12 protein-coding genes and 1 other annotated feature are annotated in these 12,169 nt (G+C 41.0%); all 12 genes read left to right on the top strand.

The features are described 5' to 3' along the window. Positions 1 to 132: 132 nt before the first annotated feature. The 12 genes from BMY66_RS08070 to rpoB all read left to right on the top strand — a co-directional run bounded on the left by BMY66_RS08070 (position 133) and on the right by rpoB (position 12,160). Entirely contained in the window at positions 133 to 1,146 is a 1,014-nt protein-coding gene (locus BMY66_RS08070) for a LacI family DNA-binding transcriptional regulator (protein WP_090394798.1), read from the top strand. Between the two features lie 119 nt (positions 1,147 to 1,265). Next, complete coding sequence (locus BMY66_RS08065) at positions 1,266 to 2,663, top strand: ABC transporter substrate-binding protein (RefSeq protein ID WP_044936392.1); 1,398 nt, start codon at positions 1,266 to 1,268, stop codon at positions 2,661 to 2,663. Positions 2,664 to 2,752: 89 nt separating this feature from the next. Next, positions 2,753 to 3,661, top strand: coding sequence for a carbohydrate ABC transporter permease (locus tag BMY66_RS08060; RefSeq protein WP_044936390.1), 909 nt, complete (start codon positions 2,753 to 2,755; stop codon positions 3,659 to 3,661). 39 nt (positions 3,662 to 3,700) lie between these two features. Further along, entirely contained in the window at positions 3,701 to 4,561 is an 861-nt protein-coding gene (locus tag BMY66_RS08055; protein ID WP_044936387.1) for a carbohydrate ABC transporter permease, read from the top strand. A gap of 168 nt (positions 4,562 to 4,729) precedes the next feature. Then, the gene (rpmG, locus tag BMY66_RS08050) at positions 4,730 to 4,879 is read left to right on the top strand and encodes a 50S ribosomal protein L33 (protein ID WP_028234592.1); all 150 of its coding nucleotides are present in this window, start codon (positions 4,730 to 4,732) and stop codon (positions 4,877 to 4,879) included. Positions 4,880 to 4,897: 18 nt separating this feature from the next. Then, positions 4,898 to 5,095 carry a preprotein translocase subunit SecE gene (gene secE / locus BMY66_RS08045; protein ID WP_033152863.1) on the top strand — a complete coding sequence of 66 codons (198 nt, stop codon included), beginning with the start codon at positions 4,898 to 4,900 and terminating at the stop codon, positions 5,093 to 5,095. 14 nt (positions 5,096 to 5,109) lie between these two features. After that, positions 5,110 to 5,640, top strand: a complete 531-nt coding sequence (gene nusG / locus BMY66_RS08040) for a transcription termination/antitermination protein NusG (protein WP_033152865.1) — start codon at positions 5,110 to 5,112, stop codon at positions 5,638 to 5,640. A 10-nt stretch (positions 5,641 to 5,650) separates the two neighbouring features. Continuing rightward, positions 5,651 to 6,076: a 50S ribosomal protein L11 gene (rplK, locus tag BMY66_RS08035; protein WP_028234589.1), complete on the top strand. Its 426-nt coding sequence runs from the start codon at positions 5,651 to 5,653 to the stop codon at positions 6,074 to 6,076. Between the two features lie 83 nt (positions 6,077 to 6,159). Next, positions 6,160 to 6,855 carry a 50S ribosomal protein L1 gene (gene rplA, locus BMY66_RS08030; RefSeq protein ID WP_044936385.1) on the top strand — a complete coding sequence of 232 codons (696 nt, stop codon included), beginning with the start codon at positions 6,160 to 6,162 and terminating at the stop codon, positions 6,853 to 6,855. 29 nt (positions 6,856 to 6,884) lie between these two features. Further along, positions 6,885 to 7,019: a sequence feature (ribosomal protein L10 leader region), on the top strand. Positions 7,020 to 7,058: 39 nt separating this feature from the next. Beyond that, complete coding sequence (gene rplJ / locus BMY66_RS08025) at positions 7,059 to 7,613, top strand: 50S ribosomal protein L10 (protein WP_044936382.1); 555 nt, start codon at positions 7,059 to 7,061, stop codon at positions 7,611 to 7,613. A gap of 41 nt (positions 7,614 to 7,654) precedes the next feature. Continuing rightward, positions 7,655 to 8,029, top strand: coding sequence for a 50S ribosomal protein L7/L12 (rplL, locus tag BMY66_RS08020; protein ID WP_028234586.1), 375 nt, complete (start codon positions 7,655 to 7,657; stop codon positions 8,027 to 8,029). A gap of 225 nt (positions 8,030 to 8,254) precedes the next feature. Further along, positions 8,255 to 12,160: a DNA-directed RNA polymerase subunit beta gene (gene rpoB, locus BMY66_RS08015; protein ID WP_090394797.1), complete on the top strand. Its 3,906-nt coding sequence runs from the start codon at positions 8,255 to 8,257 to the stop codon at positions 12,158 to 12,160. Positions 12,161 to 12,169: the final 9 nt, after the last annotated feature.

Genomic DNA, 12,169 nt, shown 5'->3' with positions numbered 1-12,169 from the left:
TCACTAAAACAGGTTACGAAACTTTAACGAAAAGACAAATTTTCGAAAAACTATTGTACATTTCGTGAAAAGGGGCTATATTGAAATTACGAAAACGATTAAGCAGATGTTTAACACACTAGGGAGAGAGTGATGGTTTCATTAAAAGATATTGCCGGTCGATGCGGTGTATCAGTTGCTACAGTTAGTAAAGCATTGAATGATCACAGTGACATCGGCGCAGAAACAAAGGAAAGAATCAGAAAAGTTGCTAATGAATTAGGATATGTTCCTAATGCAGCAGCAAAATCCATGAAAACAAATCGCACACATAATATAGGAGTTCTTTTCATGGACGATGCCAACAGTGGTTTACAGCATGACTTTTTCGCAAGTGTTCTTGAAGGCTTTAAAAGAGAAGTTGAAAAAGAGGGATATGATATAACCTTTATTTCAAATGACAGATCAAGGCCTGGAAGAGATTCTTATCTTACACATGCAAGATATAGAAGATTCGATGGTGTAATTATTGCAAATGTTCACTTCGGAGATCCTGAAGTAGTTGAGCTAGTAAAAAGTGATATACCAGTTGTAACAATTGATCATATTTATAATGATACAACAACAATCCTTTCAGATAATGTTGGAGGCATGACTGAGCTGGTTGATTTTGCAGTAGCTTCTGGCCATAGAAAAATCGCTTACATACACGGTGCTGATTCTTCGGTAACACGCACAAGATTAGTTACCTTCCATAAAAAGATGGAGGAATATGGAATAGAAACTCCAGATGAGTACTTAATGGAATCTCCATATAGAGATACACATGGTGCTTATGAATGCACATTAAAGCTGTTGGAATTAGAAGATAGACCAACTTGCATTTTCTATCCTGATGATTATGCATCTTATGGTGGTATGAGGGCAATATCAGAAAAAGGGTTAAAGGTTCCGGATGATGTATCAGTAGTTGGATTTGATGGAATCAAAGTAGCAAGACATATTAGGCCACGTCTTACTACTTATAGACAGGATACAGAAGAGTTAGGAAGACAAGCAGGAAAGAATCTAATCGATTTAATTGAAAGACCAAAAACTACATTAGTACAACGAGTTGTAGTAAAAGGAAGATTGCTTGAAGGAGATACCCTAAAGAAACTAAATTAGGCATTGGGTTGAGAAATCAACTTATATAAATGCAAACAAATTAATGTAGATATGATGTTGATGTGTTATCAGCATCAAAGGACGAAAGTCCAGGAAAAATATTTTGGGAGGAACACACAATGAAAAAAAGATTAGTTAGTTTGCTCGCAATGGCAACAATGACAGCAACAATGTTTGCTGGCTGTGGAAGCTCAGAAACAGCTTCTACAGAAGAAGCAGCAGCTCCAGCATCAACAGAGGAGATTGATGCTGAGGCAGAAGCAGTAGAACTTCCTGAGGACACAGGTAAAGTTCTTAACATCTATTGTTGGAACGATGAGTGGCAGACACGTGTAAAGGATTTCTATCCTGGATACGAAGAAGTAGATGCTACTCACGGTAAGATTGGTGATGTTGAAGTAGTTTGGAACATTACACCATCTACAGACAATGCATATCAGAACAACCTTGATGAGGCTCTTATCGCTCAGCCAGACGCAGCTGCAGATGATAAGGTAGATTTATTCTTGGTAGAAGCTGATTACGCTCTTAAGTATGTTGACGAGGATGTAACAATGCCATTATCTGACCTCGGCATTACATCTGATGTTCTTTCAGATCAGTACACATATACACAGAGCATCGTAACAGATAGCAATGGTAAACTTAAAGGTTCTTCATGGCAGGCATGCTCAGCAGGTCTTATCTACAACAGAGAGGCAGCAAAGGAAGTTCTTGGAACAGATGATCCAGAAGAAGTTCAGGCAGCAGTAGCTGATTGGGATAAGTACAATGAGACAGCTAAGAAGGTCGCTGATGCTGGTTACACAATGTGCTCAGTAAACGATACATACAGAACATATGCTAACAACGTATCTGGACAGTGGGTACAGGATGGCAAGCTTGTTATCGATCCTAACGTTGATAAGTGGGTAGATGATTCTATGGCACTTATTGAAGCAGGCGCTGAAGATACAGATGATCTTTGGAGCGATGACTGGGCAAAGGGTAAGAGACCAGAAGGAAAGGTATTCTGCTACTTTGGACCAGCTTGGTTCTTCAACTTCTGTCTTGATGCAGATCAGGATGGCACAATCGCTAACCAGGGTGGTTGGGGATACTGCGAAGGTCCTCAGTCTTACTACTGGGGTGGTACATGGGTATGTGCTGCAACAGGTACAGACAATGCTAACCTTGTAAAAGATATCATCGTTACAATGACAACAGATAAGGGAGTTCTTAAGGATATAGCTACAACATACGCTGACTGCGTAAACAGCAAGGAAGTTCTTTCAGAGCTCGCATCATCAGATGAAGGTAACCTTGATCTTCTCGGTGGTCAGAATCCATACGAGCAGCTTGCAGCAGGCGCTGAGACAGTAGATCTTTCAAACCTTTCTAAGTATGATCAGGGATGTACAGAAGAGTTCCAGAAGGCAATGAAGAACTACTTCACAGGAAATGCAACAAAGGACGAGGCTCTCGATATGTTCAAGACAGCAGTTCATGAGAAGTATCCAGATGTTTCAGTTGACTAATTCTAACTGCAACTAATCAGTGAAATGATTTGGGGCGCGTGGGGATTGGCCCTATGCGCCCTATTTAAAAGAACTAAAAGGGAGCATTTATGAACAAGAAGAGCAAAGTTGTTAGATATAATAAGTGGGGTTATATCTTTCTAATACCTTTTACAGTAATATTTTTAATATTCCAGTTGATCCCACTGGTTTCAACTATATACAATTCATTCTTTGAAAATTACCGTTCAGGCCTTACTCAGATTGGACCTAACTTTGTAGGTCTTGCAAACTATGCAACAATTGTAACTAACGGTGATTTACCAACATATTTTGCGAATACAATGATTATGTGGGTGTTAGGATTTATCCCACAGATTATCCTTTCATTATTATTAGGAGCTTGGTTTACAGATCCATCTCTTAGATTAAAAGGTCAGACATTCTTTAAAACGGTAATCTATTTACCAAACTTGATTATGGCATCAGCTTTTGCGATGTTGTTCTTTACATTATTTGCAGATAGCGGACCAATTAACTCATTGTTAATTCAGATTGGCGTATTCAAGGAAGCATTCTCATTTATGGATCACGCTGCAAGTGTTCGTGGATTGGTAGCTACAATGAACTGCCTTATGTGGTTTGGAAATACGACAATTCTTCTGATGGCAGGTATGCTTGGAATTGATCCATCTCTTTTTGAGGCTGCTCAGGTTGATGGTGCAACTGCTAATCAGATTTTCTATAAAATAACATTGCCTTTACTTAGACCAATTCTTGTATTTGTTATGATTACATCACTCATTGGTGGTTTACAGATGTTTGATGTACCTCAGATCTTAACAAATGGTACAGGTAATCCAATGCGTTCATCTATGACTTTGATTATGTACTTGAACAAGCATTTATATAGTAAGAACTTTGGACTTGCAGGTGCACTTTCAGTATTTATGTTTGTAATAACAGCCATTTTAAGCTTGATAGTTTATAAGTTTACTAACGTTCAGGAACAGAAATAAAATCGTTGAAATTAAGTAAAATAGATGAGGAGAATAAAAATGGCAAATAACACAAGCAACAGCCAAGGCGGCGGAGTTCATGCTAGAAGAATAGTTTCTTATATAGTATTGATTTTAATTTCATTCTTGTGCTTATTCTGGTTCTATGTATTATTTATCAATTCTACCAGAAGCAATTCAGAATTGAGCGCAGGTTTCACTCCATTTCCAAGTGTCCATCTTATTGAGAACTGGACAAACTTGAAAAATGGAACATTACCTATTGTAAGTGGTATGATTAATTCGCTTATAATCGCTGTACTTACAGCTACACTTGCAACATATTTTTCAACAATGACAGCTTATGCTATCCATGCATATGACTTCAAATTAAAGAAGTTTATGTTTACCTTCATATTAATGATTATGATGATTCCAACACAGGTAACTGTACTTGGTTTCTTACAGCTCATTGACAAGATGCATTTAGATAATAGTGCTATCCCACTTATTATTCCTGCGATTGCATCTCCTGCTGTATTCTTTTATATGAAGCAATACATGGATTCTACATTACCTCTTTCCTTAATCGAGGCTGCCAGAATTGATGGTTCTGGCGAATTTAGAACATTTAACCAGATTGTAGTACCCCTTATGAAGCCAGCAATTGCTGTACAGGCAATATTCAGCTTTGTAGGTAGCTGGAATAATTACTTCACTCCAGCTCTTGTTCTTCACGATGATACAAAGAAGACACTTCCTATATTAATTGCTCAGCTTCGTAATGCAGACTGGTTAAAGTTTGATATGGGACAGGTTTATATTATGATTGCATTCTCAATCTTCCCTGTTATAATTGTTTACCTAATACTTTCTAGATACATTGTTGGTGGAGTAACACTTGGCGGTGTAAAGGGCTAAACATAATAATGAAAAAGACTTGACAGTTCTTGCGTCGTGTGCTAAATTTAGCTAGCGACTAAGAAAAGCAGGTCTTTTTTTTATGCTCTTTTTTCGCCTTGTCAAATTGTTCGCTATGACAAGTGAGTATAAGTAGACCAAAGTAGAAATTTAACGGAGGTGGAAGTTGTGCGCACAAAGATAACATTAGCTTGCACAGAGTGCCAGCAGCGTAATTACAACATGACAAAAGACAAGAAGACACACCCTGACAGAATGGAAACAAAGAAGTATTGCAGATTCTGCAAGAAGCACACAATGCACAAAGAGACTAAATAGTCATCCGGGAGGTGCAAAATGGCAGAGGAAAAGAAAACCAAGTCAGGACGTTTTGCGGGTCTTAAGACAGAATTCGGAAAGATTGTCTGGGCAGATCCAAAGGACGTGTCAAAACAGACAACAGCAGTTGTTGCTGTGTCAGTAGTTGTAGCAGTGATCATCATCGTTTTAGATGCAGTGATCAACAAGGGTGTAAATATCCTAGTTAATTTATAATGGAGGCATCGCATATGGCAGAGGCAAAGTGGTATGTAGTTCATACTTACTCAGGCTATGAGAACAAAGTCAAGACAAACATTGAAAAGGCTATCGAGACACAACATCTCGAGGAGCAGATTCTTGATGTTAGAGTACCAATGGTTGAGGTTACCGAAACTAGGGACGGCGTCAAGAAGCAAGTTTCAAAGAAGATGTACCCTGGTTACGTTCTTATTGAGATGATTATGAATGATGAGACCTGGTACGTTGTCAGAAATACTAGAGGTGTTACAGGCTTCGTTGGACCAGGAAGTAAACCAGTGCCATTGTCAGAGGCTGAAGTTAAAGCATACTTACTAGGCGAAAGCACTGAAAGAGTCAACGTTGAGGTTGACTTCGAAGTCGGAGATACTCTTAGTGTCGTAGACGGTACCTGGAAAGATACTGTGGGCGTTGTTAAGTCTATCAATGCTAAGAAGCAGACAGTAACCATCAGCGTTGAAATGTTCGGACGTGAAACACCAGTAGAAATTGATTTCACAGACGTACGCAAGATGGATTAGGAGGAATATCATGGCAAAGAAAATTGAAGGCTATATCAAGTTGCAGATTCCAGCAGGCAAGGCTACACCAGCCCCACCAGTTGGTCCAGCACTTGGTCAGCATGGTGTAAACATCGTGGAGTTTACAAAGCAGTTTAACGCAAAGACAGCAGATATGGGAGATACAATTGTTCCTACAATTATCACTGTTTATGCAGATAGAAGCTTCAGCTTCATCACAAAGACTCCACCAGCAGCAGTTCTTATTAAGAAGGCTTGCAAGCTTCAGAAGGCTTCAGGCACACCTAACAAGACAAAGGTTGCAAAGATTACAAAGGCTCAGGTTCAGGAAATTGCAGAGACAAAGATGCCTGACCTTAACGCAGCATCACTTGAGGCTGCTATGAGCATGATCGAAGGAACATGTAGATCAATGGGCGTTGAGGTTGTTGAATAATTCACAGCTTAGCGAAAACAACGTTCTTACTATTAAAGATTTGAGTGGGAGAGCATTAGCTCGATAAACCACAGGAGGTAAACATGAAAAGAGGAAAGAAATACGTTGCAGCTGTTAGCTCATACGATAAGTCAGCTGCATTCGATCCAGCAGAAGCAATCGCACAGGTAAAGAAGAATGCTACTGCAAAATTTGATGAGACAATTGAAGCTCATATCAGAACTGGTTGTGACGGACGTCACGCTGAGCAGCAGATTCGTGGTGCTGTAGTACTTCCACACGGTACAGGTAAGACTGTTCGAGTTTTAGTATTCGCTAAGGGTGCTAAGCTTGATGAGGCACAGGCTGCAGGCGCTGATTTCGTAGGCGGCGAGGAACTCATCCCTAAGATCCAGAACGAAGGTTGGGCAGAGTTCGATTCAGTAGTTGCTACTCCAGACATGATGGGTGTTGTTGGTCGTCTTGGTCGTGTACTTGGACCTAGAGGACTTATGCCAAACCCTAAGGCTGGTACAGTAACAATGGATGTTGCTAAGGCTGTTGAAGAAATCAAAGCTGGTAAGATTGAGTATAGACTTGATAAGACAAACATTATCCATGTACCTATCGGAAAGGCTTCTTTCACAGAGGAGCAGTTAGCGGACAACTTCCAGACTCTTATGGACGCTATCAACAAGGCTAAGCCAGCAAGCTTAAAGGGTCAGTACATTAAGAGCATTTCACTTGCTCCTACAATGGGACCTGGCGTTAAGCTTAATGTTGCAAAGGTTTCTAACTAATTGTTGACAGCCCAATATACATGATGATATAATGCATAAAGTTGTTGCCGAAGACAGCAGGTGGCGTTAGCCGTAAAGATTTTATCTACCAGCCGAGGACGATTAAGTATTTATCGATTAATCACCCTCTATGTCTTTGACATAGAGGGTTTTACTTTATCCTCATATAAGCAACAAACAAATATTATAAGGAGGAAAAATTCGTGGCAAAAGTTGAATTAAAGCAGCCAATAGTTGACGAGATCTCAGAGCAGATTAAGGATGCAGCTTCAGTAGTAGTTGTTGACGCTCGTGGACTTACAGTTGCAGAAGACACACAGTTACGTAAGCAGCTTCGCGAGGCTGGTGTTACTTACAAGGTATACAAGAACACACTTATGAAGCGTGCTTTCGAGGGAACAGATTTTGCATCACTTGATGATGTTCTTGAAGGACCAAGTGCAATCGCTGTTTCAAAGGATGATGCTACAGCTCCAGCAAGAATTCTTGCTAAATTTGCTAAGACAGCTACAAACCTTGAGATCAAGGCTGGTGTCGTAGAAGGTACATTCTATGATGCTAATGGTATGTCAGCAGTTGCAGCTGTACCAAGCAGAGAGGAACTTCTTTCAAAGTTACTTGGAAGCTTACAGTCACCAATCACAAACTTCGCTCGCGTTCTCAACCAGATCGCAGAGCAGGGTGGTGCATCTACAGAGGCACCAGCTGCAGAGGCAGAGGCTCCAGCAGAGGAAGCACCTGCAACAGAAGCAGAGTAATTTAATTGATTTTTATTATTATTTAATGGAGGAAAATAATCATGGCAAAGATGACAACAGAAGAGTTTATCGCAGCTATCAAAGAGCTTAGCGTATTAGAGTTAAATGACCTTGTAAAGGCATGTGAGGAAGAGTTCGGCGTTTCTGCAGCAGCAGGCGTTGTAGTTGCAGCAGCAGCTGGCGATGCAGCAGCAGCTGAGGAGAAGGACGAGTTCGACGTAGAGCTTACAGAAGTAGGTTCTGAGAAGGTTAAGGTTATCAAGGTTGTTCGTGAGGCTACTGGTCTTGGACTTAAGGAAGCTAAGGAACTCGTTGATGGCGCACCAAAGGTTATCAAGGAAGCAGCTGACAAGGCTACAGCAGAGTCAATCAAGGCTCAGCTTGAGGAGATCGGTGCAAAGGTTACTCTTAAGTAAGTTAAACTCGATTGTTTTATATTTAGCAGGTTCAAATGAACCTGCTAAATTTTTTTGAAAATATCTAATTTAATACTTGACTTTGTTATTGACTTTGGCATAGAATGTAGTTTGCACTATTGTGGTGCAGTGTGTATTTCTATGCTTATTTTTATGCACGGATTTTCACACATTTTATTTGATAAGATTTATCCAAATTTAAATATTATGAGAGGTGGAACGTCAATGGAGAAAAACAGAATACGTCCAGTGAAAGCTGGAAAGAACTTGCGTATGAGTTACTCGAGACAAAAAGAGGTACTTGAAATGCCTAATTTAATCGAGGTCCAGAAGAACAGTTATGACTGGTTCGTTAAGGACGGATTAAAAGAAGCATTTGCTGATATCTCTCCTATTCAGGATAGGGGTAATCAGCTTGAGTTGCACTTTGTTGACTTTACATTGTGCAAGGATGAAGTTAAGTACACCATCCCACAGTGCAAGGAAAGAGATGCAACATACGCAGCACCTTTGAAAGTAAAGGTACGCCTTGTAAACAAGGAGTCCGGAGACATGCAGGAGCATGAAATTTTCATGGGTGATTTACCACTTATGACAGAGACTGGCACATTCGTTATTAATGGAGCAGAGCGTGTTATCGTCAGTCAGCTTGTTCGTTCACCAGGTATCTACTATGCTATCGGTCACGACAAGATTGGTAAGGAGCTCTATTCATGTACAGTAATACCTAACCGAGGTGCATGGTTAGAGTATGAGACAGATTCCAATGACGTTTTCTATGTTCGTGTAGACCGTAACAGAAAAGTACCTGTTACAGTACTTATTCGTGCTCTTGGTTTAGGTACAAACCAGGAAATTATTGATGTATTTGGCGAAGAGCCAAAGATTCTTGCTACATTCGCAAAGGATCCTTCTATTACTGAGAAGAATCCTCAGGGTAGCTACGAAGGAGGCTTACTTGAGTTATATCGTAAGCTTCGTCCAGGCGAGCCACTTGCAAAGGATAGCGCCGAGTCATTAATTCACGGTATGTTCTTTGATCCAAGACGTTACGATCTTGCAAAGGTAGGACGTTATAAATTCAATAAGAAGCTTATGCTTCGCAACCGTATTGCAGGTCAGATTCTTGCAGAGGATGTAGTTGACACTACAACTGGCGAGATTATTGCAAAGGCTGGAGATAAGATTACACTTGAGAAGGCTGATGAAATCCAAAATGCAGCTGTTACTCATGTATTCATCCAGACTGAGACACGCAATGTAAAGGTTCTTTCAAACATGATGGTTGATATCACAAAGTTTGTTGATATCGATGCAGAAGCTCTTGGTATTACTGAGCTTGTATACTATCCAGTATTAGAGAGAATTCTTTCAGAAAATACAACAAAAGAAGATATTGAGGATGCTATTGAGCGTTCAGTAGCTGATTTGATTCCAAAGCACATTACAGTTGAGGATGTATTCGCATCAATCAACTACAATATGCATCTTGAGTACGGCATTGGTAAGGATGACGATATCGATCACCTTGGTAACCGTCGTATTCGTGCTGTTGGTGAGCTTTTACAGAACCAGTACAGAATCGGTTTATCACGTCTCGAGAAGGTTGTACGTGAGCGTATGACAACTCGTGACCTTGAGGATATTTCTCCACAGAACCTCATCAACATCAAGCCTGTTACAGCTGCAATCAAAGAGTTCTTTGGTTCATCACAGTTGTCACAGTTCATGGATCAGAACAACCCACTTGGTGAGTTGACACATAAGAGACGTCTTTCTGCCCTTGGTCCTGGTGGTCTTTCAAGAGACCGTGCCGGATTCGAGGTTCGAGACGTACACTACTCTCACTATGGACGTATGTGCCCTATCGAGACACCTGAAGGACCTAACATCGGTCTTATCAACTCTCTCGCAAGCTATGCTCGTATCAATGAGTATGGTTTTATTGAGGCGCCATACAGACGTATTGATAAAACAGACCCAGAGAATCCTCGTGTAACAGACGAGGTTATCTATATGACAGCAGACGAAGAGGATAACTATCATGTAGCACAGGCTAACGTCAAGCTTGACGAAGAAGGCCACTTCATGAGAAAGAACGTATCTGGTCGTTTCCGTGAGGAGACACAGGAGTACGATAAGACTATGTTTGATTACATGGACGTATCTCCTAAGATGGTATTCTCAGTTGCTACAGCCCTTATTCCATTCCTTCAGAACGATGACCCTACACGTGCCCTCATGGGATCAAACATGCAGCGTCAGGCAGTACCTCTTCTTACTACAGAGGCTCCAGTTGTTGGTACAGGTATGGAACCAAAGACAGCTGTCGATTCAGGTGTCTGCGTAGTTGCTAAGCGCGCTGGTATCGTAGAGATGTCAGAGACAAAGCGTATTATCATCAAGGCTGACGAAGACGGAACAAGAGATGAGTATGATCTTCTTAAGTTCACACGTTCAAACCAGTCTAACTGCTACAATCAGCGTCCAATCGTATTTAAGGGTGACCATGTAGAAGCAGGCGAGGTTATCGCTGATGGTCCTTCTACAAAGAATGGTGAGCTTGCCCTTGGTAAGAACCCTCTTATCGGTTTCATGACATGGGAAGGTTACAACTACGAGGATGCGGTTCTCCTTTCAGAGAGACTTGTACAGGATGATGTTTATACATCTATTCATATTGAAGAGTACGAAATCGATGCTCGTGATACAAAGCTTGGACCAGAGGAAATCACACGTGATGTTGCTGGTGTAGGTGATGACGCACTTAAGGATCTTGACGAGAGCGGTATTATCCGTATCGGTGCTGAGGTTCGTGCAGGTGATATCCTTGTTGGTAAGGTTACACCTAAGGGAGAGACAGAGCGTACTCCAGAAGAAAGACTTCTTCTTGCAATCTTCGGTGAGAAGGCAAGAGAGGTTCGTGATACATCACTTCGTGTTCCACACGGTGCTTATGGTATCGTTGTTGATGCAAAGGTATTTACTCGTGAGAACGGCGATGAGCTTTCTCCAGGTGTTAATAAATCAGTACGTATCTACATCGCTCAGAAGAGAAAAATCGGTGTAGGTGATAAGATGGCTGGTCGTCATGGTAACAAGGGTGTAGTTTCCCGCGTACTTCCAGTAGAAGATATGCCATATCTTCCAAACGGTCGTCCACTTGATATCGTACTTAACCCATTGGGCGTTCCTTCACGTATGAATATCGGTCAGGTCCTTGAGATTCACCTTTCACTTGCTGCAAAGGCACTTGGATTTGACATTGAAACACCAGTATTTGATGGTGCAAATGAAATTGATATCCAGGATACACTTGAGCTTGCAAATGACTATGTAAATATGCCATTTGACAAGGAAGAAGCTACAAACGGCGAGGAGACATTCTACGACAAGTACGTTGATATTCTTCGTGACGATGTTATGGAGTATCTTTCTACAAACCGTGCACACCGTGCACTTTGGAAGGGTGTTCCAATCTCTCGTGATGGTAAGGTACAGCTTCGCGACGGTCGTACAGGTGAGCCATTTGATGGTCCTGTAACAATCGGACACATGCATTACCTTAAGCTTCACCACCTTGTTGATGATAAGATCCATGCTCGTTCAACTGGTCCTTACTCACTTGTTACACAGCAGCCACTTGGTGGTAAAGCACAGTTCGGTGGACAGCGTTTCGGTGAGATGGAAGTTTGGGCTCTTGAGGCTTATGGCGCATCATACACACTTCAGGAAATCCTTACAATGAAGTCTGATGATGTTATCGGTCGTGTTAAGACATACGAAGCTATCATCAAGGGTGAAAACATCCCTGAGCCAGGTATCCCTGAGTCATTCAAGGTATTACTTAAGGAATTACAGTCACTTGGTCTTGATGTTCGTGTTCTCGATGAAAATCGTGAAGAAGTTGAACTTATGGAAACAAGTGAATATGGAAATACAGACCTCAATGCAATCATCGCTGGAAGCGATAGAAACTTTGCCTTCGAGGATGACAATTCATTCGCACAGGCAGGATTCTCTACAAAGAAGTTTGATTCTGATGGAGATCTTGTTGATGATGAAGATGATGCAGCATTTGAAGAAGATGATGATTTTACAGATGTAGCAGATGATTTTGATGAGGAATAAATAGGAAGG

Origin of the sequence: Pseudobutyrivibrio sp. C4 (assembly GCF_900111635.1) — a bacterium.
Taxonomy (GTDB): Bacteria; Bacillota; Clostridia; order Lachnospirales; family Lachnospiraceae; genus Pseudobutyrivibrio; species Pseudobutyrivibrio ruminis.
Note: the sequence above shows the minus strand (reverse complement) of the source record. Positions and strands in the feature narration are given on the sequence as shown.